25 protein-coding genes and 2 pseudogenes are annotated in these 26,678 nt (G+C 56.6%); 6 read left to right on the top strand and 21 right to left on the bottom strand.

Going from position 1 to position 26,678, the window contains the following annotated elements; all coding sequences use genetic code 11:
- Positions 1-33: 33 nt before the first annotated feature.
- On the bottom strand, positions 34-441 hold the full coding sequence (locus ACODR6_RS19590; RefSeq protein WP_489023789.1) for a cupin domain-containing protein: 408 nt from the start codon (positions 439-441) through the stop codon (positions 34-36).
- Positions 442-724: 283 nt separating this feature from the next.
- On the opposite strand from ACODR6_RS19590, the gene ACODR6_RS19585 reads away from it, so the two are divergent.
- Positions 725-1,441, top strand: a complete 717-nt coding sequence (locus ACODR6_RS19585) for a CDP-diacylglycerol diphosphatase (protein WP_489023787.1) — start codon at positions 725-727, stop codon at positions 1,439-1,441.
- 17 nt (positions 1,442-1,458) lie between these two features.
- Here ACODR6_RS19585 and ACODR6_RS19580 read toward each other — a convergent pair whose 3' ends face one another.
- From ACODR6_RS19580 to ACODR6_RS19545, 8 genes and pseudogenes are all read right to left on the bottom strand, one after another.
- Entirely contained in the window at positions 1,459-1,851 is a 393-nt protein-coding gene (locus ACODR6_RS19580; RefSeq protein WP_489023785.1) for a hypothetical protein, read from the bottom strand.
- A 241-nt stretch (positions 1,852-2,092) separates the two neighbouring features.
- Positions 2,093-3,511 (bottom strand): aldehyde dehydrogenase family protein, encoded by a 1,419-nt coding sequence (locus tag ACODR6_RS19575; protein WP_489023784.1) that lies wholly within the window; start codon positions 3,509-3,511, stop codon positions 2,093-2,095.
- Between the two features lie 617 nt (positions 3,512-4,128).
- Positions 4,129-4,462, bottom strand: a pseudogene (locus ACODR6_RS19570) (IS701 family transposase); the annotation flags it as partial.
- A 42-nt stretch (positions 4,463-4,504) separates the two neighbouring features.
- Positions 4,505-4,723, bottom strand: a complete 219-nt coding sequence (locus tag ACODR6_RS19565; protein ID WP_489023782.1) for a hypothetical protein — start codon at positions 4,721-4,723, stop codon at positions 4,505-4,507.
- Between the two features lie 19 nt (positions 4,724-4,742).
- Complete coding sequence (gene tnpC / locus ACODR6_RS19560; protein WP_489023780.1) at positions 4,743-6,266, bottom strand: IS66 family transposase; 1,524 nt, start codon at positions 6,264-6,266, stop codon at positions 4,743-4,745.
- Positions 6,267-6,337: 71 nt separating this feature from the next.
- On the bottom strand, positions 6,338-6,694 hold the full coding sequence (gene tnpB, locus ACODR6_RS19555; RefSeq protein ID WP_489023779.1) for an IS66 family insertion sequence element accessory protein TnpB: 357 nt from the start codon (positions 6,692-6,694) through the stop codon (positions 6,338-6,340).
- Positions 6,691-7,137 (bottom strand): IS66-like element accessory protein TnpA, encoded by a 447-nt coding sequence (gene tnpA, locus ACODR6_RS19550; RefSeq protein WP_489023777.1) that lies wholly within the window; start codon positions 7,135-7,137, stop codon positions 6,691-6,693. The genes tnpB and tnpA overlap by 4 nt, the downstream gene beginning before the upstream one ends.
- Positions 7,138-7,208: 71 nt before the next feature.
- A pseudogene (locus ACODR6_RS19545) lies at positions 7,209-8,243 on the bottom strand (IS701 family transposase); the annotation flags it as partial.
- A gap of 607 nt (positions 8,244-8,850) precedes the next feature.
- On the opposite strand from ACODR6_RS19545, the gene ACODR6_RS19540 reads away from it, so the two are divergent.
- Together ACODR6_RS19540 and ACODR6_RS19535 are read left to right on the top strand one after the other, a co-directional pair.
- Positions 8,851-9,753: a hypothetical protein gene (locus ACODR6_RS19540; RefSeq protein WP_489023775.1), complete on the top strand. Its 903-nt coding sequence runs from the start codon at positions 8,851-8,853 to the stop codon at positions 9,751-9,753.
- Between the two features lie 79 nt (positions 9,754-9,832).
- Positions 9,833-10,843, top strand: coding sequence for a ketopantoate reductase family protein (locus ACODR6_RS19535; protein WP_489023773.1), 1,011 nt, complete (start codon positions 9,833-9,835; stop codon positions 10,841-10,843).
- A gap of 353 nt (positions 10,844-11,196) precedes the next feature.
- On the opposite strand, the gene ACODR6_RS19530 is transcribed toward ACODR6_RS19535, so the two are convergent.
- Positions 11,197-11,661, bottom strand: a complete 465-nt coding sequence (locus tag ACODR6_RS19530) for a cupin domain-containing protein (protein WP_489023772.1) — start codon at positions 11,659-11,661, stop codon at positions 11,197-11,199.
- 191 nt (positions 11,662-11,852) lie between these two features.
- Here ACODR6_RS19530 and ACODR6_RS19525 point away from each other — a divergent pair, with 191 nt between their 5' ends.
- The 3 genes from ACODR6_RS19525 (at position 11,853) to ACODR6_RS19515 (ending at position 14,420) form a co-directional block, all read left to right on the top strand.
- A complete protein-coding gene (locus tag ACODR6_RS19525; protein ID WP_489023770.1) occupies positions 11,853-12,449 on the top strand; it encodes a hypothetical protein in 597 nt (198 codons plus the stop codon).
- Positions 12,450-12,727: 278 nt separating this feature from the next.
- Positions 12,728-13,387, top strand: coding sequence for a hypothetical protein (locus tag ACODR6_RS19520; protein WP_489023768.1), 660 nt, complete (start codon positions 12,728-12,730; stop codon positions 13,385-13,387).
- A 613-nt stretch (positions 13,388-14,000) separates the two neighbouring features.
- Positions 14,001-14,420, top strand: a complete 420-nt coding sequence (locus ACODR6_RS19515; protein WP_489023766.1) for a hypothetical protein — start codon at positions 14,001-14,003, stop codon at positions 14,418-14,420.
- Between the two features lie 647 nt (positions 14,421-15,067).
- Here ACODR6_RS19515 and ACODR6_RS19510 read toward each other — a convergent pair.
- The 11 genes from ACODR6_RS19510 to ACODR6_RS19460 form a co-directional block, all read right to left on the bottom strand.
- Entirely contained in the window at positions 15,068-15,985 is a 918-nt protein-coding gene (locus ACODR6_RS19510) for a MurR/RpiR family transcriptional regulator (protein WP_489023764.1), read from the bottom strand.
- Complete coding sequence (locus ACODR6_RS19505) at positions 15,982-17,016, bottom strand: ABC transporter ATP-binding protein (protein WP_489023762.1); 1,035 nt, start codon at positions 17,014-17,016, stop codon at positions 15,982-15,984. Before ACODR6_RS19505 ends, ACODR6_RS19510 begins: the two co-directional genes overlap by 4 nt.
- Positions 17,013-17,762: a glycerophosphodiester phosphodiesterase family protein gene (locus tag ACODR6_RS19500; protein WP_489023760.1), complete on the bottom strand. Its 750-nt coding sequence runs from the start codon at positions 17,760-17,762 to the stop codon at positions 17,013-17,015. The genes ACODR6_RS19505 and ACODR6_RS19500 overlap by 4 nt, the downstream gene beginning before the upstream one ends.
- Before the next feature lie 13 nt (positions 17,763-17,775).
- The gene (locus ACODR6_RS19495; RefSeq protein WP_489023758.1) at positions 17,776-18,585 is read right to left on the bottom strand and encodes a carbohydrate ABC transporter permease; all 810 of its coding nucleotides are present in this window, start codon (positions 18,583-18,585) and stop codon (positions 17,776-17,778) included.
- Positions 18,575-19,444: a carbohydrate ABC transporter permease gene (locus ACODR6_RS19490; protein WP_489023865.1), complete on the bottom strand. Its 870-nt coding sequence runs from the start codon at positions 19,442-19,444 to the stop codon at positions 18,575-18,577. Before ACODR6_RS19490 ends, ACODR6_RS19495 begins: the two co-directional genes overlap by 11 nt.
- Before the next feature lie 47 nt (positions 19,445-19,491).
- On the bottom strand, positions 19,492-20,751 hold the full coding sequence (locus ACODR6_RS19485) for an ABC transporter substrate-binding protein (RefSeq protein WP_489023756.1): 1,260 nt from the start codon (positions 20,749-20,751) through the stop codon (positions 19,492-19,494).
- Between the two features lie 219 nt (positions 20,752-20,970).
- Complete coding sequence (locus ACODR6_RS19480) at positions 20,971-22,428, bottom strand: hypothetical protein (protein ID WP_489023754.1); 1,458 nt, start codon at positions 22,426-22,428, stop codon at positions 20,971-20,973.
- Positions 22,429-22,545: 117 nt separating this feature from the next.
- Entirely contained in the window at positions 22,546-24,312 is a 1,767-nt protein-coding gene (locus ACODR6_RS19475; RefSeq protein ID WP_489023752.1) for a 5'-methylthioadenosine/S-adenosylhomocysteine nucleosidase family protein, read from the bottom strand.
- Positions 24,303-24,734 carry a hypothetical protein gene (locus ACODR6_RS19470; protein ID WP_489023750.1) on the bottom strand — a complete coding sequence of 144 codons (432 nt, stop codon included), beginning with the start codon at positions 24,732-24,734 and terminating at the stop codon, positions 24,303-24,305. The genes ACODR6_RS19475 and ACODR6_RS19470 overlap by 10 nt, the downstream gene beginning before the upstream one ends.
- Positions 24,735-24,753: 19 nt before the next feature.
- The gene (locus ACODR6_RS19465; protein WP_489023748.1) at positions 24,754-25,275 is read right to left on the bottom strand and encodes a hypothetical protein; all 522 of its coding nucleotides are present in this window, start codon (positions 25,273-25,275) and stop codon (positions 24,754-24,756) included.
- Positions 25,276-25,781: 506 nt separating this feature from the next.
- On the bottom strand, positions 25,782-26,663 hold the full coding sequence (locus tag ACODR6_RS19460; RefSeq protein WP_489023746.1) for an ABC transporter substrate-binding protein: 882 nt from the start codon (positions 26,661-26,663) through the stop codon (positions 25,782-25,784).
- Between the last annotated feature and the right edge of the window lie 15 nt (positions 26,664-26,678).

Here is a 26,678-nt window from a genome sequence, read left to right as displayed (position 1 = left end):
GCGGCGGATGCTGATTTCCGCCGCCCCTATCCGCTAGTTTTGGAGTTCCGTCGTTTTGGCACCCTCAGGCGCTTGATCAATCACCAGAAGCTTCAATTGTTCGCGTCCGGTATTCGACCCACTGTGCCAGACGCCGACCGATTCCACGATGAAATCGCCGGTGTGAAAAGTCTGGGACTTTCCGGTCTCGTGGTTTTTAACGGTAAGTTCGCCAGAAAGAACATACCCAAAGCGTTGGAACGCGTGGCGATGAACGGGCAGGGAGGCTCCCGGCTCGACCATATAAATCGATGCGGCAACTTCAACGGGGCCTTGAGGCAACTCGACTTTCTGTTGAGCGATCGTCTGCGTGGACTTATAGAACGGGTCCACTGTCACTTGAGCGGCAAGTGCGCTGGTGGCCATAGCAAAGGTCATGCTCGTCAAAAGAACTCTTGACACAATTCTCTCCTGTTCGTGCTGTCATTCGGACGGCTCAATCTCGATAGGAACGGGTTTCCGAAAAATATGCAGACCTCGGAAATCGGTTTCGTTTGCAACGAGAACGCCGATTGGCGCACACGATGTTGGCTATTCGCTCATCGCGGGCCACCCAAGATTTCAATCGAAACGATCCTGGCGCAATGGCGTAAGAGTCATGCAATTCTGGCATTGCTATTGTGCGTGCGTTTCAAGCCGGAATGACGGCTAGGGACGGGTAGCAGAGCAGTTCAGGGAGACAGATTTGAGGAACTACACCGTTGTCGCGGGATCTGCCTTGGTCGTCGCAGCAGCCGTTGCGTGGTTCGGGTTTCGGTCCGATACAAATGCAATATACAAGATAGTCCGAACGAAATGCATCGCCGACCACGTGGCGGCCCCATGTGTGAAGTTGGACAAGGCCGGCCATTACGCTGTCATCAGAGATCGCAAAGGTAGCCATCACTATCTTGTCCTGCCTACTGACAATATCGCCGGTATCGAAAGCACCGTTCTTCTTGACAAGTCGACGCCCAATTTTTTCCGAGCAGCATGGGAAAACCGCGCTCTCCTCTCAGACGGTCCACCCATCACGAGCGAGAGGATTATGCTCGCGGTGAATTCCCAATGGGGTCGATCCCAAGATCAGCTACATATCCATCTTGCATGCTCAAGGCACGACGTTATGGAGAAATTGTCGAGGCAGGTCAGGCAGTTCACCGACATGTGGACCGCGATTGATGGAGGACTGCTGGGTCACAAGTATTGGGCCCGCGTCGTCACCCAGAAGCAGCTTGACGAGATCGGTCCATTCAGGCTTCTCGCGTTCGGTCTTGCCCAGACAGCCGATGGTATGGGGCGATTTTCCGTAGCAATGACGGTCGTGAACGGAGAAATCGTGCTTCTCGCTACCGAGCGCGATCTTCTGGACTTCAATCTGGCCTCTGCCGAGGAGCTACAAGACCAGGAATGCCAGCGATGACCTTTGAAGTGATCAAACTAGCCTTGAGATTGCTGGCGGCCCCAAACCCAGTTGATAGCCACAGACCCCAGCAGGCAGCCTCCAGTTATCGCCATGACGGCCACATAGATTTCCGATAGCAGGACGAAGCGTGGGGGGCGCGCCAGCCGAAACGCGTTTCGATCGCCTTTCAAAATTTCTGCGAAAACCAGGCACTCAATCAAATCATCCGTCGTTTGCTCTGGTTCTTCCGCTACCGCGCGAATGTCGGCGACGCTAGTTAGTCGTGACCGCTCACCATCGAAGGCAACTGTTAATGTGATACGAAGCGCCATGTTGAATTTTGCGATCGGCATTGCCTTGCTATCAAGAGATCTTTCCAAGGGTCCGGATCGGATTTTTGGCGATACAGACGTCGAATGCATCGGCATTAAGAGAGCTCCCCAATAAACTGTTTGGCTAGGCAACCCGCGCATCGAGATGCCCGCTTCTGTTCGGGAAACTAGAATTGCTATCGTTACGAGACAACGGTAATAGGCGAGGACACAGTTGCACCTGCAATGGAATAATTGGAACTACACAGGTCGCGGGCTAAGTCTGACGTCGTTAAACGAACGACTTAGCCCGCTTTCAGGGTTGGCGTTTGCCCCCTATGCTTCTGCCAGCGCCCTCTTATGGAGTGAGAACGGCTCGAGGCTCGAGCATACCATCAAGGCCGAATGCACCGATTTCTCTGCCGATTCCCGACTGCTTGAAGCCGCCAAACGGAGCGCGGGGATCGTGCGGAGCGCCGTTTACAACGACGCGGCCCGCCATCAGGCGTTCGGCTAGACCTCTCGCCCGGTCCAGGTCTGTTCCGAGCACATAGGCCTGGAGACCGTAGTCGCTGTCGTTAGCGATCTGTACGGCCTCGTCTTCGCTGTCGTAGGCGATCACGCACAGTACCGGGCCGAAGATTTCTTCGCGAGCTACGCGCATGCTGTTGGTCACGCCAGTAAGGATGGTCGGACGGGCAAACCAGCCGCGACTAAGCCCTTCGGGTCTGCCTTCACCGCCAGTGAGTATGGTCGCTCCTTCCTCGAGGCCAAGGCGAATATACGACTGGACTCGGTCCCATTGCGCTCGGCTGGCGAGCGGTCCGATTCGAACTTCAGCACTGCGTGGATCGCCGACCATCAACTTCGCGGTTTCGATTTTGAGCTTTTCGGAGATCTCGGCCAGACGCGATCGGGGCGCGAGAATCCGCGTACCAGCGACGCAAGCTTGTCCGCTGTTTGCAAAGCCGGACATCAAGGCAATCGGAATGGCCTTATCGAGATCGGCGTCCGGCAATAGCACGGTCGGTGCCTTACCGCCCAATTCCAGGATAACGCGCTTCATCCCATCGATGGCAGCGCGCTGAATGATCTTTGCGGCTTGCGTTGATCCGGTGAAGCTAATCGTCGCGACGTCCGGATTGGCAGTGAGAGCCGCGCCAACGATAGGACCGGTCCCATTGACGATGTTGAGCACTCCTGCCGGCAGGCCCGCTTGATGAAGCCGCTTCGCGAGAACCTCCGTCTGGATCGCACTTTGCTCAGCGGGCTTGAGGACGAGAGGGGAGCCGGACCCTATAGCATGCGCTAGCTTCGTGGCGATGAAACCAAAATTGCTGTTCCACGGAGTGATGGCCGCAAGTACCCCGCGGGGCAACATCCTGACACTGCTGCGGCCGACGGTACGGTCGAACTCGTAGTTCTCGACGGTTTCTGCCATGACGTCGAAAACCGATGCGGTATTCTGAACCGAGAAAGCTGTAAAGTACGAGGGCGCTCCGTACTCTTCCGTCATCGCCTGGATCAACTCTGCGGGGTCGGCTGCTACGGCGTCGCGAAGCCTGCGCAGCATGTCGACGCGCTCGGCCTTGGAAGTGCTTGCCAGGCCGGGGAATGCCTTCTTCGCGGCCTCGACAGCCGCGGCTACATCTTCGGCGTTTCCGAGACGCACACTTCCAATTTTCTCCTCGGTCGCAGGATTGATCAGATCCAGCGTTTCCGTGCCTTTGGGTTCGACGAATTCGCCGTTAATGTAGTTATGTACGACTGCACGCATTGGATTTCCTCTTGAGGGCTTGATGATGTCTGATTAGACCGCTTCGGTCGGACCGATCGATGACGGGACACTTCTTGGCTGGACCGCGATCTTCGACTGACGGTCTTGGTCGGTGCGATGCGGCATATCGACCGTTTTCGGACGTTGAGCGCTCCATCGGCCGTGGTGAAATTCAGTCAGGACGGAAGAGTCATCGAGCGTTTATGTCTCCAAGGGTTAGAAGTATCGAGGACAACATCCCACCTGCATGTATCTGCTCTATGTCCTCCCTGCGCAGATTTGAAACTTCATGTCTCAGCGGGACTGCTCGATACAAACTGGTACAAAACTCGCTTCGTTGCTTTCGGGTGCGTCGATTGAGTAGGCGGCTATCGTACCATGTTCAAAGTCTCGCGACTTCACAGTCGAGAACCGGACGTTCACGTCAGATGTCACCGATCCGTTCGCCGACTGGACGTCCAGCTTCGGTCGCATGCGATCCAGAGCGTTTGTTTCCTCGCCTTGCCCCTTGAAAAAGCCTTTCCAACGGTTGCCTCTCAAAAGCCCTTCCGTTGGGGGGAGTAGCAACCGGCTCGTGGAGCCGGTAAGCGCGTCCAGAAGATACGTTGGACTTAGCACTACTTTGGCAGAATTAAACTTTCGCTTTGGAAATGCCGTTGGCAGTGCGGACATCGGATTTGTACTGTCGGTATAGCAAGCGCATTTATCACGGCCCGGCGGATGGCAGGCAAGGTCGGCTCAGGTGGTCCGCGACGAAAGCGCCGCTTCTTTTTTTTCCCGCTTTGCAGTCTGCAATCTTTGGTGCTGGAGGAAGGCATAGGCGATCATCGTCATCAGAGCGTGTCGGTGCAGTCCTTGCCATGATCGGCCTTCGAAGTGATCGAGACCAAGCTCCTCTTTCATCTGCTGGTGCGCCTGCTCGCAAACCCATCTCGCCTTGATGGTAAGCGCTGTTCTGACAGCACGGCAATCAAGGCTTGACGTGTGTCATCGTCACTGCAGGGCCGCAAGGCGCTCGGCTTCAGCCATCGCCGCGGCTTTTGTTTTGAATGGCCCGATGTCATGTTCCTCGGTATCCGGCAGCCATTTCGCCAGGAACCACCAACCGCCGGGGCGGTAGCTGACGTTGCTTCGCACCGATCCGACGTCTTTTGCAAAGAACCAACCGGAATCAATTCCATCCTGTTCCCAAGTGATGCTGTTTTCAGTCATGACATACCTGCTCGTGGACTTATCCGAGCATTTTATCCGGGCGATATGACCACGGCAACAATTCATCGATCTGGCTGTTCGGATGGCCGTTGATGATCTTGGTGATGACGTCAGTCAGATAGGCCATCGGCTCGACGTCGTTCAGCTTTGCCGTTTCAATTAGCGAGGCGATTGTCGCCCAATGCTTGGCTCCGGCGTCGGAGCCGGCAAACAACGCATTCTTCCTATTGAGGGCGATCGGCCTGATTGAACGTTCGACGGTATTGGAGTCGATCTCGATGCGGCCGTCATCAATGAAGCTGGTCAGCCCATCCCAGCGCGACAGCGTGTAGCGGATGGCTTCGGCAAGTTTGGTCTTCTGGCTGATAAGGGCGAGTTGCTCGGTTAGCCATGGTGCAAGACTGTCAGCGATCGGGCGGCTTTTGCTTTGCCGCGCGATGCGTCGCTCGTCTTGGGTCCCGCCCCGGATATCGTCCTCGATCTTGTAGAGTTCGGCGATGCGCCGGAGCGCTTCGCGGGCAATCGGCGCTGGCCCGGCGGCGGCGAGCTCATAAAAGCGCCTGCGCACATGGCTCCAGCATAATGCCAAAGACACCCTATTGCCCGCGGCAATCGCGCGATAGCCGGAATACCCATCGACCTGCAGCACACCGACGAAGCCATTGAGATGGGCCATCGGACGTTCGCCCTTGCGGTCAGGCGCATAGACATAGACGACGCCGGGTGGAGCGGCTCCCTGCCATGGCCTGTCGTCGCGGGCATAGGCCCAGAGTTGGCCAGTCTTGGTTTTGCCTCGACCTGGATCGAGCACCGGAGCGGTCGTCTCGTCGGCGAAGAGCTTGGACGATGTTTTGAGCTGTTCGAGCAGCCTCTGATGAAGCGGGCGCAGATGCCAGGCGGCGCGGCCGACCCAGTCAGCGAGCGTGGAACGGTCGAGTTCGATCCCTTGGCGCTTGTAGATTTGCGCCTGTCTGTAAAGCGGCAAATGGTCGGCATATTTGGAGACCAAAACCTGGGCGACAGTCGCCTCCGTTGGAATGCCGCCTTCGATCAACCGCGCGGGGGCCGGAGCCTGGACGACAACCTCCTCACAGGCACGGCAGGCATATTTGGGACGGCGCATCACCAGAACGCGGAATTGGGCAGGCACGATGTCGAGCTTCTCGCTGACATCCTCGCTGATCCGGTGCAGGCCATGGCCGCAACAGGGGCAGTCATGGCTCTCGATGTCGATGACCACATCGACGCGCGGCAGATGGGCGGGAAGTGAGCCGCGGTTTACACGCCGCCTCGCGGTCCGTTCCCGGCGCAGATCGTCCGACGCTTGCTCCTCAGCTTCCAGGCCATTGGCTTCGACCTGTTCTGCCTCTTCGAGTCCAAGGAGAAGCTGATCTTCGGGAAGCGTCTCGGCGCGACGGCCGAAGCGATGGCGCTGCAATTCCTTGATGATCTGACGCAGGCGGGAGTTCTCGAGCTCGCGCGAAAGCACCATGGCCTTGAGCGCGTTCAGGTCGTCGGGAAGCTCGTCGGCCGTCATCGTCATAGACCGACAACAGCACAATCCGACGACCAAAACGAGGGGGTGAATGAGGCTGATTCAATTGGTCGCGGCGGCTACCCAGCCGTCTGCGGGACGCGCGTTTCCGACGGTGCGTGGACACGTTTCCAATCAAGCCATTCGAACAAGGCAGAGAACTGCCCGGCGGTCAGTCGCATCGCACCTCCCTGCATTTTAGGCCAATGGAATTCGCCATCCTCAAGCCGCTTGGAGACCAGGCACACGCCGCTGCCGTCCCAGAAGACGAGCTTGATCCGGTCCGCCCGTTTGGCCCGGAACACATAGATCGCACCGGAGAACGGATCGGCACCCATCTCAGCCTTCACCAGCGCCGCCAAGCCTTCCGCGCCTTTGCGAAAATCGACAGGCCGGGTGGCGACCATGACCTTTATCGCTCCCGACGGCCCGATCACAACTGCGCCTTCACGGCGTGAATGACCGCTGTAATCGTCGCGGCATCGGTGCCGGATACGATCCTGATGATGGCCCCGCCAAGCTCCGATTCGATTGCGCTGGTGCTCGGCTTCCTTCTCGCTACGCGCGGCGATTCCTGCTCATTCGCTACAGGCGTAGTGGGCACATCCAGGATCGCCGGCGCAAACATCGGAACATCGACATCAGGCGAAGCTGCCAATGACTTGCGGGCAAGCCGACGCCAAGTGAATAGTTGCTGCGGGGTCAATCCGTGACGCCGAGCCACCGAGCAGACCTTCACGCCCGGCTCGTAACTCTGAGAAACAATCTGCGCCTTCTGCTCGGCACTCCACTCGCGACGGCGGCCACTGCCAGTAAAAACCTCAAACCGGCGCACTGGTTCTTCGTCGCTGGATTTAAGCGTAAGCTGTGAAATCGACATATGTCTAAGCCCTCGTTCGGGCTCAACATCGTCAATCACGCACTGATCCGGAAGGTGCGGTCAGAACATCGCTTACCCTTGATGGCGGACGCCAGCACTTTCAAAGTCGCATCGGCTGGTAAGTTGGAGAGGTAGTATTTGCGCTCGTCGTTTGATCGCCACTCGCCAACCAGCCAGGCTTCCTCACCCGGCATGTGCTGTTGTCCCTTGTCGAGAATACGTTGCGGCGTACCGTCGGCGATCCGGATGCGCAATGCCGCAAAACGTGCTGTCAGGCGACCTTTTGTACCATGCCTCCAACTAACCTTTTTCCAGCGTGCAGAAGTCAGCATCGTTTCTGCGGCAACCGACAGGGTGTCGGGGATCGAATGCTTGCGAGGACGGCCATGACCGGCGACGGGAAAGATCAATCCGACATCATAGGGATAGACCTTCTGATGCTTGGGGATGCCGACCGCCCAGGTGAGGCCGCGGCCACTCAATCCCTTTCGGAAGGCCGCCGACAGGCCGTAGCCTGCGTCAGCCAGAACTGTGCCGAACCGGACACCCGCCACGATCAACCGATCGATCTCGGCAAGAGCGATCTCCGGCTTCGTACGAGACGTTCGCATGCTGTCTGGAACACCGGCCCTTGCCATACGCTGCTGATCACCGATCCAGCTCTCAGGCAGGAACAAACGCAAGCCCACCGGGACCGGCACCTCGTCTCGCGTAAGCGTCACTGACACCAATGTCTGGCAATTTGCTCTCTTGCCCAGCATTGAAGCATATTGCGGAGCGACACCGACCGAGTGGTCGCCCTTCTTCGGCAGACCGGTGTCATCGATCACCAGAAACGCATCGGATGCACCCACGATCCTGTCCGCCTGTCGCGCGAGTTCAGTCTCAAGAGGCGCTGAATCCCAAAGGCCATCAGAAATGAAATGGTGGAGGCGGTCGTACTGGCCTGGAGCAAACCGCTCGGCCATCGGCTCGATGCTCTTGCGGTCACCGGGACCGATCAGCCCAGACACATAAAGTGGACACATCTGTCGTCGTTTCTTGTGTCCAAGCTTCTCCAGAAACGGCTGCAAAAATGCCGAAAGATTCGAATCCCAATCCGTCATGTCCCGCCCTCGATAAAGAGAGCCAGAATCATCTCAAACGTGCCTTGCCCGAATCTGCCAAAGTAGTGTTAGATGTCGTTGACAAAGGGTCGATCAAGCCGGAAGTCGCCTTCCTTTTTGACTATCGCGGTTGTGCAATTCGATGTCTCTGCAGACAGTTGCTCGCTTTCAAATGCAATTCTGATTTCCCAGAGTGAAATTCGGTTCGCATTTTCGTTCGCGAACATTTCCTGCGCTTGAACGCTGCAGGAGTAAACTTATGAACCAACACCAAGCTGGATCCGCGCTTCGGGTTCTGGGACCGCAAGAGCGGCTCATGTTTTTTTACTCAATGCGGCATCCCCGTCATTTCTGCATGATAGCTCGGATCGTGGCAAATCGGAAAGATCGTGACTATAGCCATGCAATTGCGATGGTTCAAAGTCGGCATCCGCTCCTCGAAGCTGCGATCAGATTTAACCTGGGAGAGCAACCCTTTTTCTATCGAACAGAACCCCAAGAGCCTACAGTACTACCCCGGAGCACATTTCGGCATTGGAGCGAGGTTGTCCAGTCAGAGCTTGAACGTGACTTCGAGAAAGATCGCCCGCTTTTCAGGGCGACAGCTTTGTTCGATGAAATCGGTGCGGACATCGTCCTGACGTTCCATCACGCAATCGCCGATGGCATGGCGGGAGTGACTATACTTGAAGACATAGCGATGGCGTTGGCTGGCGAGGTTCTTCAGCCGGTGCCAGTTCCGCAGCCAGTCGAGATGGGAGCCGACGATCACGATGCAGATCCAGGCTTGCTTCTTACTGACAGGCCGGATTTTGATAATCGTAGGCTTCTCGCGATCGCGGGTATGCCGCTTTGGCGGTCGTTCGAAGCCGACAAGGTAGCTGTTAAGTCAGCCTCTATACATAGAGCCATTGTCGAGAACTTGAGAAGCAAAGCTCGCGCGAACCGAAGCTCTGTAAATAGTGCCGTCTGCGTCGCGGCGGCGCTAGCCGCCGCCAAAGTTGAAGTGAAGGACGAGATCAGGATTCTCAGCGCGCTCGATCTACGCTCGCTGTTCGGCTTGGACAGAAAGAGTTGCTCGATGTCGGCCGTCGCCGGTACCGTCGGCGTTTCAACCGATCGCAGAATAGAATTCTGGGAGCGAGCAAGCCTTCACAGGGAGAAGCTCAAACAATTGCGAACAGTGGAGAACGGGAGGTATTTGAACAAAACAATCGATGAACTGCTCACACCCGGTTGTAACCCAGATCTCGCTTCGGGGCTCCTTGGAGGACTTGGCTACGATCTTGTGGTTTCAAATCTCGGCGACATAGGAGATGCCAAACAATTCCGAGACGTTCGGCTAGAAGCCATCCGTGGCCCCGCAGGTCAAGGGCGGCTCGTCGACGAGCGCTTCATCGGCGTTGTGACTTACGGTTCGGATATGAGGTTAATTGAGGCGCGGCCGGTGCATCGCCGGTCTATTCTCGACGATGTCGTGATCACCCTCATCGAGGCTAGCGGTCTCTGATTTTACAAAACTGCGATCTCTTAGGTTAGGCCTTATTGCGGCCGACGGCGAGACGATCTTTTTCTCCGATGGAGCACTAATGGAAAATGTTAAAGGAAGCGAACGCGACCACGACACTATTTGTGTGGCTGGAGCAGGGGCGATCGGAATTACGCTCTCCGCAAAACTCTCGCGAGCAGGCTACGAGGTCAACCTGGTGGCACGAGGGGAAAGCCTCGTGACAATCAGAAGGAACGGGATAGCACTTCGCGATGTGGAGGGCTTCCATCGTACAGACGTCCATGTGGGGGAAGCGCGTGACTTTGGAGTTCAGGGCGTGGTTTTCCTCTGTCCTAAGTCGCATGATCTGCCCGATCTGGCGGCAGCCGTACGGTCGCTAATCGGGCGCGAAACTGTCATCGTCCCGGTCATCAATGGGATTCCGTGGTGGCTCTTTGAACGCAGAGAGTCTTGTGATGTCGATCTAGTCACCAATGCGGTCGATCCTGGGGGAACGCTCAAGGAGCTGCTGCCTTCCTCTCAGGTTATCGGCACCACGGCGATGATGACGGCAGAGCGGCTTGGCCCCGGCATTGCGACGACATCCAACGGGCTGCATATGACGATAGGCGAACTAGACGACAAACGTACCGAACGGCTTGAAAGGCTTGAGGCTGTTCTCAATCGCTCTGGCGTAACTACTTCGATCGCGTCGCGAATACGCGATGCCATCTGGACCAAGGTAGCTAGAAACATGATTTCGAACCCGGTAACCGCGCTTACGGGGGCAACCTTGAGCCAGAATTTCGGAGATCCGTATCTCGCAGACGTCAGCAAGCGGATGCTAGAAGAGATCGTGCCTGTAGTAGAGGCGTACGGATCGAAGCTTGAAGTCGATGCGAAGACAATCATCGCTTCGGGTCACGGAATGGGGTCTGTGAAAACATCGATGTTGCAGGATTTAGAGAACGGACGCCGTCTCGAGTTGGCTTCGATCTGCGACGCGGTGCTCGAGCTTGCCAAGGCAAAGCGTCTTGCCATGCCTGTGACGGAAGCAATTACAGCCCTTGCTCACTTCATGGACAACAAAAGAAAGGCTCGTGCGGCGTAGCGGGCATTTCAAATGATAATTAACTCTCAAGCTGCAAACATGACCACGGAACCTGCAACAACTGCAGACAACCGCCTCCATGGGACATGAATATCGCTGAATCCCGATAGCGTACCGCGGCGGAGCTCTGGAGGCTGCCTTGGCCGTCAAAAGAAACCTGCTTTGGTTCTATGATTTGAACCGGCCGAGCCATTCGGCTAGTGCAGCCACGCCTTCGAAGCTGCAGAAAAAAGCTTGTTTAGCGTGTTGGCGCGGGATGGGGCGAAAATGGGGCCGCAGCAAGTTCGGCTCTGAAGTACTTGCGCCGCATTTCACTCATACTTTACCGATCGATGTTAGCGTTCGCTCTTCCTTCATATTGATAAAGGCGGACCAAGGAACTCAACGTGCCACCGCATCGCGAACTCATTGAGAGCGGCCCGATCCAATTTTTCCCCGCCCATGCAGTCAGAAAGACCAGTGAAAAAAGCTGTGGCGTCGAGACCGGGTTTAATCAAGATGTACTGCCGCGCGGGCTTGTCGCCAACATTAAGGAAGGCATGGGCAGCGCCGCCGGGAACCATGACAACATCATTTGTTTCGGCATAGAACCGTTCTCCATTTACCTCGAATAAGTATCTCCCTTCGAGGACGCGGAAGATCTCGGTTTCCATGTGTCGATGCAACGGCGGACCATATCCAGGAGCATTCTCAGTTTCGATGACGGTATACTCCCCACCGGTATTCGATGGCTCTACTCTGACCCAGAGTTTCAGACCGATCTCGGGTATCGCGATCGTCTTGCGCTCATGGTCACGGTGCGCGCTAAAAACGTACATACATCAATGCCCTTGATTGAGGATGCCAACGAAACCTTGCGTCAGCGGCCTGCCTGAAGACGAAACCGATACAAGGCAACTTGGCTTTGCGATAGCGTGGTTTCGGTTACAATTGAAAGGCCGCCCGTAAAAGCGGGGACGGCCGCGCGGGTCTATGTACCGGAGTGGATTGCTGAACGGGAAAACTGTTTATGCCGCCAGGCAAAGGCGTTGTTCCAGGGATAGGGGACCGATCGACGCTCTTTGGCGAATTGATAAGCGGCCTCAAGAATCGGTTCTCTGGCGACGAGATCAGTCTGTTCGGTGGACTTGTGGCCGGTGCGATTGACGAGTGCTCACAACCGAGTTCGTTGTCGGATCGACTGCAACTCCTTGGCTTTCTGTTTCAGGGCGTGGACAGAGCGCTGCTCGGGGATAGCTATGCCACCGGAAGCCTAAATGACACTCTCCGCGGAAGCCTCCAGGGTAGCCTGACCTACAATGAAGGCGCGGGAATCGTTGCCAAACTTGGCTGCGACAGCCAATTCCTGGCTGCCGCTCTCGCGGATCTCGTGGATGCAAGCAGGACCAGGCTGATCACCGGAGATGGAAGAGCTTCGCTCTTCGTGCGCAGTTGCGCGCTGGACAGGTCGGTTGATCAGTGCAAGTGCATGGCTCGGACCATGCAGTCTGTGATCCCGGGCATAAACGATCGCCGCTTCGATCGCTCGCAATTAGCCTCGCTTGCGTCTCAGAACCCATTAACAGCGGCTCAGGTGGGGGCTGTTTGTGGCGTCGGGAACTACTGACGCGCTCGTCGAGCAGTTCAAACCAGCTTGGGTCTCATGCTCCTTCGAGTTTTCGCGCAATGCGCACTGAATTGGCCTGGCAGTGGGCGCAGGCTGTTACTTGGCGATCTCCGTTGCAAAAAAAAGGGCGGGCTTCGTGGCGCCTTTCCGGTGGGGCTTGCTGAAGAGCATCGCAGTAGCCATCTGAGGGTCAAATGCATTGAACGCGAATCGTGATACCGTTCAGTACATGAGTAAGTTCGCGCGTTCGACCGCAATCTAAACGAACAGGATCTCCTTTGGAAAATTTGGCTTCGCCCGCTTTGGGTCTTATCGTCGGTTTCGTAACCGGCGCAACATTGGTTGCCGTTACGTTCCTCGGATTGGTAGCCTTCGGCGGTTGGATCTGGGGAAGGCCGCAATCTGCCGCAGGACGCACAGCCCTCCGGGCTCAGCTGCTTCTCGACGACTTCGCGACTTCGTGTCATGCCGCAGCATTCGACACTCCGGAGTATGACGAGGATGATCCTGGTCACTACTTCATGCACACCGACGAGCCCAACTTCATCCTCCCTGATGACGTCGATTGGTCTGTACTCGGCGCGGAGATCGAAGAAGCTCTGATCAGGATGCCCAGTGTAAGCCGGAACGTCACCCGCGGCTTGGAACACCTGGACGCCGCACCTAAGCACGACGACGCGTTTTTCGAGAAGCGCCGCGGTGAATATCTTCGTCTTGGACTTCTGGCGTTCGATCTGGCCGACCGCATCGAGCGTAAGTTCTCGATCGCGTCGCCGGAGCGGCCCGTTTTCTTTCAGCCGCGTGAGGATCTGCTTCGAGAACTGCGCAATCAGCAATCTGCAGATCTCGGTCGTCAGACAGCGTCCCAGGCTCAGTCCTCAGGAGGGTCTAATGTCACCTCTATATTCGCAGCTAGAAAGCTGACGCAGGCCGACTGACATGGTGGCGTTCTCATTGGCGATGCGAAAGGTTTTCATTTCTTTAGTCGGAGCGTTTCTCCTGCCGGTTACCATTGCCTTCGCGATGGTCCCGCGGGGTCCGCCACCTTGGACGTGCCAACCGCATGCCGCATGTAACGGCGATGACGTCTGCGTGCCAATCTTTGGCCCCCTATGAGCTTTGAGGTTCGTTTATCGGCTGACGCAGATGTTTTCGTTTTAAAGGGACTTCGAGGAGGGGAGCAACTGGCACGCCAGTTTCCATCTCTCGGAGAAGCTCAAAGGTTCGTCGAAGCCGATGAGAGAGGTGCCCGCGTCTCCATGGTCTTAATCCCTAACGACCTCGTCGCCGATGCCAAAGGATTTTGGGCGCATAGTGTGTTCACGCGGGGAAGCGGTGGCCGTCTCATTTGGAAGGACCGCGTCCTTATCTCATGCATTGACATACCGTCGTAGCGATGGCCGCTTCGCCGTCTGGGCTTGCCGTTGAGGTGTCGAATAGACCTGTCTGACAACTCTCGACCGCGTGCGCGAATAGCAAATATCGCAGGCGATGTTGACAGCGGCGAATCTAAAAACGACAACGGAACTGCCAAACAGAGAGAGGAAACCAATGGCCGACGAAACCAACCCAGGCTCCGCGCCAGAGATCGCGGCAGTAACACCGGAAGCGCCGGTGAAGAAGACCCGTGCGCCTCGTGCCAAAAAGGCCGACGCGAAAGCTGCTGCGGGAGCAAATGAACCCGTCAAAAAGAACCGTGGCGGACGTCCCAAGCGGAACGAAGCCACAGCCGCGCCTGCCGCCTCAAACACTAGCACGGCCCGCGGCAAACGGACGACGGCGGCGGCTCCTGCGACCGGGAAACGCGGAGCCAATCGCGCCACGAAGCCTACACCGGCAGCTTCGCCGATGGCCGACGATTTCGCGGAACTTCTCCTGCTCGAACAAGAAAACCAGCGCCTTCGCAAGTCGCTAGCTGAGAAGCTCCGCTCAGAAAACGCCGAGCTTCGTGGCCGTCTCGGCCTGAAGTGATCGTTTATCGGTGGCGGATGGTGTGAGCCGCATCCGCCACCGAAGTTGCAGAGCTTTACGAGAGTGGATTCCGTCTTTTGCAAGCTCGCCCAACGTGGGCGAGGCGACCTTAACGTGTTCGTGGATGGCGCTGCGCAGATGCAGGCTGTCCTTCAAGATCAACGGACCGCAGGCATTCCTAGCCTGCACTCGGGCAACTAGATCCCTGCCAGCTTCCTCAATCCCGCCTTGAGCTTTTCAAAGACCGCCAAAGCGGCAGGCAGCTGACGTCCATGGAGGTATTCCCGTCCGGCTCTAGTGAGGGAAAAGGACGGTGCGCAATCGAAGCCGCTGCTGTCCTCAGTTATTAGATCCAATTCCCACGCTTGTTGAAGGCCGGGAAGGACGACATCGATGTCGTCCAAATCTGAGAGTGGAAAGCGGCCCCATTGGTCTACGATGATGAGTGCGTTGCGTATGCGGTTCATACGTCTTATACCCCGGTGAAGGATCTGGAACTCATAACTCGGAAGATCCTTCCTCGGAAGTCGACACTCTTAGACTATTTTTGGCCTAAAAAACCGTCTGCATCATCAATGCTGACCTGATTTTTAAATCAGCCTACGAGGCCATGTCGAGACGGCTCAGTACGCGATACGTCGGAAGTCTCACACCGCGCTACTTGGGAGCCCGCCGCTGATGCGGAACTCGCGGAACGCCGCCAACGAACGGATCGACCTGCCACCGTCGACCGCCGCGAGATCAAGAATGACGGCATTCGCTACCGTCATCGGGACGACGAGCGACTGGGAGTCGCCTGGAGGCCCCCTCGACACGAGGATCTGATGAAGCGGAGCGGGCTCTATCCTTGCGCCTTGGAGGTCCGTCAGGGCCAAAATCCTCGCGCCGCGTGCGGCTGAAGCTCTGTTAATGTCTTCAACGAGCCTTGGCACCTTTCGAAAGGCCAGGAGCCACATGACGTCGTTCTCGCCAAGTGTCGCCAAGACCTCCGGTAGTTGGTGCATACGCGCGCCCAAATCGATTGCGTCATATCCGGAGCGCGCCAACCGCAAAGCGATGAGCGAACCAAGAGCGGACGCGTGACCGCGGCCGAAGACCAGAACCCGTCGAGCGTCGCGTAATGTTTCCGAAAATCTGCGAATATCAACATCGGAAACGTTGTCTCGAAGTGTTTTCAAGGCCGCGATTTCGCTGTCGATGACCGACGAGAGCACGCCGCCACCGTCGGCTTTCATCACCCGCGCAGCCATACGCGCTGCCGAGCTTTCGAAATCGCCTCCGCCGTCCGTGAGGCTGGCACGGAGGAAATTGCGAAACTCTGGATAGCCCTTGAATCCAAGACGCCGTGCTAGCCGCACCGCAGATGCAGGATGCACGCCCGCGCGGGAGGACACATCTTTTCCGTTCTCCATAGCGCCGCGGAGCGGATCACGAACGAGCACGTCCAGCAAACGGGTATCGGCGTCTGTGAGCTGGCTCGAGTATCTGCTGATCAAGTCGCTAAGGGCGACCGACGGTTCGGGAACGTCGATGGGCGCGGACTTTCGGTCTTCGGAAAATGTCATGCCAGCGCCGCATCATCTACACGTTCGCCACTCTTGTCATCGAAATAGAGTGCCTGGGCCATGTCGACGCATATCCACGCGTTGTTGTGGTTGAGTGACGCGTTCCTTCGCGGTTGTGTGACGGTCAGTCTTCCAGCCTTCGTCTCACAGTGGACAACGACGTCCGATCCCGTCAATTCTGAGAGCGTAATGCGGGCAGGAAGCGATATGCCGGACGGCTGAGAACTGTGCAGCGATAGCGCCTCAGGACGAATGCCGACAGTCAATCCCGTTTTGTCACCTAAACCGAGTGCCGAGGCAGAAACGAAGTTCATTGGCGGAGCGCCCAGGAAAGCCGCGACGAACCGGTTGGCGGGCCTATCGTAAACAACCTCGGGACGGTCGTATTGCTGAAGATGGCCGTCCTTCATGACCGCGACGCGGTCGGCCAGCGAAAGTGCCTCCGTCTGATCGTGAGTCACGTAAACCGTCGTCGCACCAAGCTGGCGATGCAACTCCTTGATTTCCGTGCGCATCGAAATCCGCAAAGCATTGTCGAGATTGGACAGGGGCTCGTCCATCAGGAATATCGAAGCGTCCCGAGCCATGGCCCGCCCCATGGCGACGCGTTGACGTTGGCCGCCTGACAGTGCGCCCGGCTTTCGGTCGAGATACTTCTCGAGTTGGAGCGTTTTGGCTACGGCTTCGGCCCGCGAATTCCTCTCGGTTTTCTTGATACCACGGAGCTCCAAACCGAAGGCGATATTTTCGCGGACCGTCATGTGAGGATACAGGGCATAGTTCTGGAAGATCATGGCAATGTCGCGATCTTGCGGAGCGAGTTTATTGGCAACCTTTCCCCTGATCCGGATCTCACCACCGTCGCATTGTTCTAGCCCGGCGATCAGCCTGAGCAACGTCGATTTTCCGCAACCGGACGGTCCGACGATGACCACGAACTCGCCAGGTGTGATGTCCAGCGAGACCCCGTGGAGAACGGTGGGTCCACCCAGATAGGACTTTCGGACCTCATGGAGAGCTATGCCGTTCATGCCGCACCTCCCGTGCGAAATTCTTCCCGCAACGTGATGGCCAGGGTCGGGCGATCGGTAGTGAACACCTTCACGCCAAGCGACAACGCCTTGTTGATCTGGGTGGTGGAATGAGCCGCCCAACAGCCAAAATCCAAGCCCGAAGCGACAGCTGAGTTTTGCAGCGCAGCGTCTGCGGTGTCGATGTGAACGCCGATCTCCTTGATGGCATGAGCGAGCGCGAGTTCGATTACGGCGTCCGTGCCGAGCTGCTTTAGCACTGGAGGACTAACTAGCCAGAGCGCCGGGCGATCCGTCACCTTCGAAAGGGTATCCATCGATGGTATCAGGAAGGACGAGAACGTCGTGCGCCCCAGCATACCGTTCTTGTCCAGCTCGGACACGACACGCTCCACGAAGTCCGGGTAAGGGCTGCCGTCGGCACCCGGCTTGATCTCGCAGCGGAAGTCTACGCGGCTGTCTGCGTAGATTGTGCAAAGTTCCTCCAGTGTGAGGGGATGACCGCCGGCGCTGTAGCGTATCGTTGCTTGGCGCACCTGCGCCAGCGTCATTTGTGCGATCGTCCCGGACGTGTCGGTGGTCGCATCGAGCGTCGCGTCGTGATGAACGACGATGCCGCCATCGGCCGTCGGATGAACGTCGAACTCGACCTCCTCGAGATTCATCTGGGAAGTCGCGATGAATCCCTGCGGGGTGCTGTCGCCGAACTCGAGGGTGCCGCCTCTATGGGATGCAATGCGTGTCATTCCTAATTTTCCTTTATTTCACAGCGCCAAGCGTAATGCCGCGCACGAGGTGGCGCTCGACCAGCAGGAAGCCGAGAAGCACAGGCAGGATGGTTACGGTTGAGGCCGCCATGACCAGGGGCCAGTCAACCAAACCTTCTCCCGGGTTTATTCGATAGAGGCGTGCAAGACCGATCTGGAGCGTGAACAGATCTTCCTTGCCGACCGCGATAAGGGGCCAGATGTAGCTGTTCCATTCGGTCATGAAGATGTAGAGCGCCATCGAGGCAATGGCCGGCCGGGAGAGGGGCACGATGATACGCCAAAGCACTTTCAACGGTGTGGCACCGTCCATATAAGCGGCTTCGTCCAAGGACTTGGGTATTCCGCGGATGTACTGCCGCAGGAAGAAGGCTGCAAACCCGTTCGATACCGCAGGAAGGATCAGTCCAGCATACGTATCGAGAAGGCCCGCCTTGGCCAGCGTCAGATAGTTCGGGATCAGGCTGATATGGCTTGGGATCATCAATGTTGCGACGGTTGCCCCGAACAGAAAGTTGCCGCCGGGGAAGGTGAAGCGAGCGAAGGCGAAGGCCGCCATCGTCGCAAGCGAGATCCCGAGCAGGGTGACGAGGGCCGATACGAGAAGGCTATTGACGAGATAGCGCCCGAAGTTGAAATCGTTTACCGCCCGGGTGTAGTTGTCGAGTGTAAAGCTTGCTTGTCCGGCATAGTAGGCATCTACCGTCTGCAACGAGATCCAGATCGAGTAAAGGACGGGAAACAGAAACAGCAGGCCCGCGAGGAGCGCTGCTGCCGTCAGGAACGGGTTCTCACGCTTCATAATGCACCTTCCGCCCGATGATCCGTGATTTCAGGAAGGCCAGAAACACCAGGAGAAAGAACAGCAGGACGGCAAGAGCCGAACCGCGCCCGATATCGAAAAGGACGAATCCGATCTCGAAAAGCAAATTGACCAGCATGTCCGTTGCCCCGGCCGGGCCGCCTTTGGTCATGACATTGACGATCGTGAAGACCTGAAAAGCCTCGATGACAGATATCACAAGGAGAAAATAGGTTGTCGGCATGACCAGGGGGAACGTCACGCGGCGAAAGACGTGCAGGCGCTTGCCGCCGTCAATCGAAGCGGCATCGTAAAGGTCCTGCGGGATGGCCTGAAGGCCCGCGATATAGATGACCACGTCGTAGCCGAGCTGCTTCCAGGTATTCACGAAGATCAGCACCCAAAGGGCAAGATGTGGATCCTGCAACCACTGAACCTTTGCAAGGCCAACATGCGCCAGGAGCGCGTTGACCATGCCATAGTCGGTCGAAAAGACCCAGGAGAAGACGACGCCGATCGAAACGGTGGACGTCACGGCGGGAAGGAAAAGAGCTCCCCGCAGGATGCGCGACGGCGCGCTTTCGCGAACCAGGTAGCTGGCAGCGAACACAGCAAGCGCAAGCCGCAGGGGCACGGAAAGGACTGTGAACAGGGCCGTGACACGCAGCGAATTCCAGAAGTCGCTTGAGGCGAGCAGCTGTTGATAGTTTCTGAGACCGACAAAGGGCATGTCAGGCGACAGGAAGTTCCACTGCCTGAAACTGAGGTCCAAGCTCATGATGATGGGAACGTAGGTAAACACCACGATGAAAATCATCAGCGGCGCGACCAGCAGGTATGGCGTGAAAGTACGGGTCATCATCGACAACGCCGACGCCCTTTCTCAGGCGTCGGCGTCCTTTCGCTTCAGTTGCCTGCTCGCTTTTCTTCATCGCGCGTCTGCTGCGCGAAATCCTTCATCGCTTCGGCCACGTCGCGCTGGCCGAGTGCCATGGCTTCCCACATCTTGTACTCGGTGGAGCGCATCCACGTGACCACAGTCGTGCGTGCCCGGCCGTGGGCAACTGGAAGAGATTTGATCGCCACGTCGATACCGGGCTGCGTTGCAAGCGCTTCCTTGGCTACGGGTTGGTCAGCACTCTTCTTGTTGATCGGAAGATAGCCGGTAGCGGCGAACCAGGTCGCATTGGCTTCCGGAGAGGCTGCGTAGCTGATGAATTTGTAAGCCGCATCCTGGACGTCCTTGGGCGATGACGCCAGGATGCCGATACCCGCACCGCCGATCGGAACCGAGCAGGTCTTGTTGCAGGGCATCGGGCGAACCGCGAGATCGTCGCCTAGCGCCTTTTTGGAACCGCCGTAGTTTCCGGTGGAGTTCATCATAATCCCGACTTTCTTTGCCAGAAACGCGTCGCGCCCCTTGTCCTCATCAGTGACACCGTCAGGGGACGCAACCTTGTCCTTGCTTACGAGGGAAGCCATCCATCGATAGGCTTCAACCGTGTTCGGCTTATCGAGAAGAATTTCGCCCGATGAAGGGTCGACCAGTTCGCTGTCGTTGGCCATGACGACACCCCAACGCGCGAACTGGCCAGGAGCAGTGATGCCACTCACGCCTTCCGAGCCGAGCTTGTCGCTTATCGTCTTGGCAGCAGCGGATATGTCAGCGAACGTCTTGAGCGGGGTGTCATCAGACAGGCCAGCGCGCTTGAAAATGTCCTCGTTGAAGTAGACCACGGGAGTGGAGGAGTTGAACGGGACAATGAAGTTCTTCCCGTTGATGACGCCAACCTCCCGAGCGTAATCATAAAGATCGGCCTTTAGGGGGTCGGCATCGAAATATGGCGTCAGGTCGGTCAGAATGTTGTTGTTGGCAAAGAGGCCATAGCGCGTGACCTCAAGAATGACCGCATCGGGGGCGCGACGGGCGGGGATGGCGGCTTGCAACTTTGCGACGACATCGTTGTAGTCGCCGACGAACTCAGCCTCGACATCGATATCAGGATTGGCCTTCTCGAAGCCAGCGATAATCTTATTCAGCGCTTCGCCTTGAGACTTGCTGAACGTATGCCAGAATTTGACGGTGGTGGCTGCGTCGGCTGCGCCGATGGAACCCAGAAAGCAGCTGATGCCAGCTGCCAAGGCGAGTTGCAATTTCCGTCTCATCGATCGCTCCTTCTGCAAATGCGATTGCAATAGGGAGCGGTGTAAAACTGGTTCAAGACAGTTAGTTGAAGGGTTTGCGAACGTTTGGTGACAAAAACCTGTTTCAGGGTGCGACCGGTGATATGGAAATGCCGTGAGCTATTGCGGCTCATGTCGCGAGGCAACTTGGCTTGAGCTGCTTTCAGGGGCAACTGAAACCGTTGCGAATACCGAAGTCGACTATTCGTCAGACGCCGCTACGGATAGCCACTGCCCGCCGTCTTCAATTTGATTGAGCAAGCGGGTGGAAACAATAACCAGTTCCGTCAGGCGCACGGCGTCTATTGGCCGGGTGTGCATGGTTGGCCGACGTGAGGAGATGATCTTGCTCATGTCGCTCTTGAACTCCGCTTGGTTCCGGAAGATTGGCTCAAACGCGGGCCAATTCAATTTCGATGTGATGATTTGCACGAGGTCTCCGACATCGGTGTATTCGATCAGAGGCCGCGCCACCTCTCCATCTTGCATGGCCTTCTTGCGGTTCTCCTTCGCCTTGCCGCCAATGCTGCCGTCCACACGTTGCTTAAAAAAGCTGTCGCCAGCTAACTTCTTGAGCGTGGCCGCCACAAACTCTCGAAGACGCTCCTCGAAAAATCTCAAAACTTTGAACGCGTCATCCTCGGTGGATCCTGCTCTTAAAGTGAGCGAAACACTTCCCACAGTGAGAACGGCAACCGGCTCCTCGTCGAAAAACGCTCCACCTGTTAGTCCGCTCTCGATCATGATCTCGAGTGCGACTTTAGGTGCAGCGTGGATCAGCCCTGGATCAACGTGGGCGTCCTCGTAGAGGCGAACCTTTGTTAAGTCGTCATGCCATAATTCCTCTCGCTCAAGATCTCCGGAAGACCAGGTGCCGAACAAAGCCCGGTAAGCTTCCGTCGACGCCGGAGAATAGAGGTCCGCGTGCATGTCTACCGCCGTAAGTGCAGACATTCTGAATCTGGTAGCCGTAAGTCCTTCATGGCTAGGGACTGAAGTTGAAACAATAGTAGTCGCTCGGCTTCTGAGGCTATCTATGCCGGCTTCTTTCAACGCGCCGCGGAACCTCTGAATCTCTGCCAGCGCGGCGGGAAGCTTGGCATACATCCGGTCGATGTCGGCTTCCGCCGCCGTTTGGAGAGCTTCCGACCACTGTGTTACTCGAAGGATGTCGAATCCTGACGCTACATCTAGGCCTAAATCCCGGACGACCACCTGCGCGTCAGCGATGCTTCGCGCCAGCTGGGCGAAATTTTTCTCCATAGCCGCAAACTCGGGTCGGGACGTCCAATCCCGAAACGCTTTCAGTTGCAATTCGAAGCTCTCGCCAGAACTTGTCATCCCCGAATAGCTCGCGATAGTGCCGTCCGACAGGACCCCGGACTGCTTCAAAAAGCTAGCGCTGTCGGCGGCTTGCGACGCGATAGCGAGAATGTCTTTTGCAGCTTTCGTATTTTGCAAGCCCGCCGGGTGATCGAAATCGCCAAGGGAAGTCATCCCCAGTCCGCCCCCGTTCGCGACTGACAGGGAATTCGTGGGAAAGCCGCGAGCGGCGGCCTCTGCTGCCGTACCAAGGCGAATGGACGTCAAAGGGTCCTGGAGTTTGTCGATTGCCGCCAATGCATGGCGCAAAGGATCTTTGAAATGATCTTTCGCCATCGATGTTTCCTTTGCTCGCGCAAAACTGCAATGATCGTAAGCGCCGGCCGTTGCTATGCAACGGCTTTGTGTTCGACAACAGAATTTTGCACAAGAGTTTTGGCGTGAAACCTCGCGTTATGTGTCCGCCTTGACTATGGTATGAAAGATGAGCTGGGCGACCGCAGCGGCAGAGGTCGCAGCGATTATATGCCAATCGTCCGACTTGTTGTCATCGCAATAATCGACAATGCCGCGGACAATGCTCACTTCTTGTACCGCCGCCCAAGCGGCATCGCGCAGACCTGCGCCTTCCATTTCAACTGCCATCACCTTGTATTGGTCCCTAAGCTCATCCCGAACGACTGGGTCTTTAAGCAGGACGTCGCCAGCGCCGATGACACCGAAATGAACTATCGCAGGAGACATTTCACGCCGGTGGTCGACGGGATGCTCGATGACCTCCCCAGCTTCATCCTTCAAAATATCGGACGGAAGATTGCCCGCGTCGATCCCGAAGGCCGCGAGAGCTTTGTCTCTTGGAGCTAGCCATTCGGTTTTGAATCCGGATTTCGAAGACTGCAAACTCCGCACAACTTGCTGGAAAGAGTAAGAAAGCTTTTGCGGTGCGTCCCTGCGTTCGATCTTGCCGCCGGCGAGCCGCTTCTGGATGTCGTGCTTCAAGACCTGGCTCGCTATCACGACGTCGCCAAGCCTCACATGTTCCTCGGGCTTGCTCGGGTTCGGGCAACCACCGGCAATGCCGACAAGCACCAGGTACGGTGTATTCACCGACCGAAGAAGATGGGTAGTGGCCAGCGCGGACGGACTGTTCCCCATCTCGCTTTGGCAGGCGAGGGCAATCTTCTTCTTTCTCCCGCCCAACTCGGTCTCAATCAAAAAGTAAATGTGCGGGTCGTCGGGGAACCGCTTGGTATCGCCGTCGCCAAAAATGGCTTGAACAGCCTCTCGCTCCTTGGGAAGAGCGGTCAATATCGCGAAGTCGACATCGATCTTATTGTGTTTGCCGTGTGGTTCGGCGGTCCCGTCAGTCTGTGACATAGCGAATATCTCAACAAATTTTTCGTTGAAGGCAATTGTGTCCAACTGGTCAACCGGACACTCTTGGATGGTTTTCAGGAAACCGCTTGCACGGCACATTTTCAGGAGGCTGCCGAAATCGACGTCGTCTTTCGGCTTGCCCGACGGCACGACGCCGCTGAAAACTCCCATGTTCTGGAAGACAGCTGCCTCCAAGTCTGCCGCATAGCTGGCGAAATAGTGGTGATTAATTATCCTGTGTAGGTGGTTGTCCACGAGCAAACTGGTGGCTTTGAACGGCAGGATCTCTTTCACGTGAGGAACGATGAATGCGTCCCTGTTTAAACGTTCCGGCACATCGCGCCAGGCGGTCTCGAATTGCAGGTCAGTTATCGACTCGACGCGGTGACCATGGAAATCCGCGAGCGGACGACCTGATGCCAAGTCAAGCAGCCAAGACGAGGCGATGTCCTTCGTCGCACTTCGACGGCGTCTCTGCCATCCGGCCGCCTGCGACATATTTTGTGAATAGAGGGCTCGTTGTCTCGAACCGTGGCGATACTGATCGATCTTTTCGAGTTTGAATTCTTCGACCGAACTGCCACCACCTACAAGTTTGAAAATCCCCCCGACATCTTTTTCCAAGAAGGGCCTGAGCAGTTCGCATGCGAAATCGGATTCGTAGTACGAGGCCGCCGGCACAAACACTCGTGAGCCCAAAATGACAGCAAATCGGAGCGCAAGTTCCATCTCGGCTCGCGCGTTTCTCGACTTGGCAAACGAGCCGTGCTCTTCAAGGAAGTGAATGTCGAAAAAATGCAGGAAAAAGACCCTGGGGCGAAGGACGCCGGGTTTCAGTACCAAGGTAGTTTGAGCTGGCGCAAGTCGTTCTGGCATATTCGACGATATTGACTAAGAAGCGGCTCGAGATTGCCCCGCAGATCCGATGCACCCCAAGCCGACAACTCATCGGCGTACTCGTTAGGCGTACCGTCTAGCAGGAATATGTGCTTGTTGTCGGCGAAAGCGATCGCGATCTCTGCAAATGTGTTCGGCCCGATATAGCTCCGACGCCCGTGTTTTTCGAAGTTGGCAACCACAATGCCCACGGTTCTCGGGTCGCGGACCTTCGAAAAATGGGCCTTCGACACACTTCGCTTGAACTTCTCATAACTCTCTTGGTCACTGTACTCGGCGGCCAGGTCGACGTCGTCGGGCGGCACGGCCGGGATGTCATATTCTGCAAGCTGCCTAGACAACCGCTGCATTTCGCCAGCAAAGGCCATACTTCCGCAGATCACAAACCTACGTTGAAAGCTGTTCCTTTTCCGCGAGGCGCGTATCGCGCCCAGCGAGGCGACGTTCTCCATCGAAAAGTTCTCCAGAGCCTGAGTCAAAAAGCCAGGTCAATAGTTCACCGTTTACAACGAATCGTAGCACGAATTCTTCTGGCGAGGCTATATGCGCCGGTGAGATTTGAACAGGAAGATCGGCCGGCTTTTCGAGAAAATATAAAGGCTGGCCCCTCTGGACGATTCGACCGATCTCATAGCAGGTGGTCTTCCCAATATAGCCATCCGCCGCAGTGACGACGTACACGGCATCAGCCTCGAAGATACGCTCAAGGGTGGCTGTCTGGACCTCGAAATCGCTCAAGACTGCAGAATCGGAGGCAAATCTTACGAATTCGATTCCTTCCGTTATGGGCGCTCCGCTTGGAGACATGACTTCGATACCGGCGTCCTTGAAGGCCCGTAGCACTTTCAGCACCTTTGGATAGTTCGCTTCGCGAAAGCTGCCGATGAGGGCGATTTTAAGCCTATGCACTGCGTTCCACCGCTTTTTCTAATGCAACTCAAGGAAGTGCATAAGCTGGGACCGCGAGATTGGCAACCCTCAGGATGGAGGGGTCTGGAACGTCCTGATCAACTTTTTCGCCTGAGCATCGTGTTCCTATGTGCCCAAGCGGATTTCAAAGATCGCCGGCGGCAGGCTGATCGGGTTTGGAAACTTTTCACTGAAAAAAGACGGACAGTGAGGACTGTCATTGATGGCCGAACTCAAGCATTCGTTAACCTTGCGTCGGTACTTTCGGTTCGTCGAGAAGGTGAGATGTCTTGACGAAATACCCAGACCGAAGAATGCTGATACAGCCCGCTGCTCGCCAGCAGCGGGCTTCAGTGGCGATCCCAACGTAGCCGATAGTCGAACCTGGGCTACTCCGTTACGCCGCGTTGCTTTGACGGACCTATTGTAAGCGAAGCTTCGCAAAAAGCGCCTCGGTCGCAGGTTTTCGTCGCAAACGTCGCTGATACCTCCGGCCAAGGACACGCTCATTTTGCGAGGTTGATCCCCGGCTTCGACAACATGTTGCCCTGCAGCCCCCATTTTTCCATGATTGCTTCATAAGTTCCGTTCTCAAATAGTACCTCGAAACCAGCGAGAAGAGCCTTGCTTAGTGGCGAGCCTTTGGGAGCTATAGTGCCCTGATAGATGTCCCCGAAGCCGTTGGGAAGGTTGGCGGCAGCGAGCCCCAACTGGCTGGAGGATTGCGAGACAAAGTATGTCAGCGGTGCCTGGCCGGAAAAGAAACCATCCGAGCGCCCGGATCGAACGGACAGGATTGAGGTGTTCTGATCAGGAAAGGACTGCACCTGAAGCGGTTTCCCCGACGTCTTGCATTCTTCCGCCTTCGTCTTAAGTACCCTTTCGGCCGAACCGGCGGCCATCACCGCAATCCTCAAGCCACAGACATCATCCAGGCTGCCGATGTTCTTTGGATTCCCGTGCGGTACGGCGAACGCGACATATTCCTTGACCCAATCAATGAAGTCGATTTTACCACGGCGATCCGGGAAATCTCCGCTGGGACCGATCGCCATGTCAAAGCGGCCGGCATCAAATCCTGCCAGCATCGCCGCTAGGCCGCTTACCGTCTGATGCTTGATTTCTACGCCGAACAACTCGCCGAACGCTGTTGCCAGTTCAGCGCTCGCACCTTCAAGTTCAGTCGGGCTCATCACGATTTCGTACGGAGGGTAAGAGCCCCAATTGACCGCGACTATGTAGCCGCGCTGCCGGATGCTTTCAGGGAGCATTGCCCGCAGTTTCTCATTTAGTTGCTGCTTGGGGATGACATCTTCGTTGGCCAGCGCAGGTATGGCTCCCGTTAGAAGCGCGAAGACTGTTGCGGCATGGATGGCGATCTTCAACATAATCTGTTCCCTTGT

It is taken from the genome of Rhizobium sp. FG96, assembly GCF_057808655.1.
This window is presented reverse-complemented; position numbering and strand designations above follow the sequence as displayed.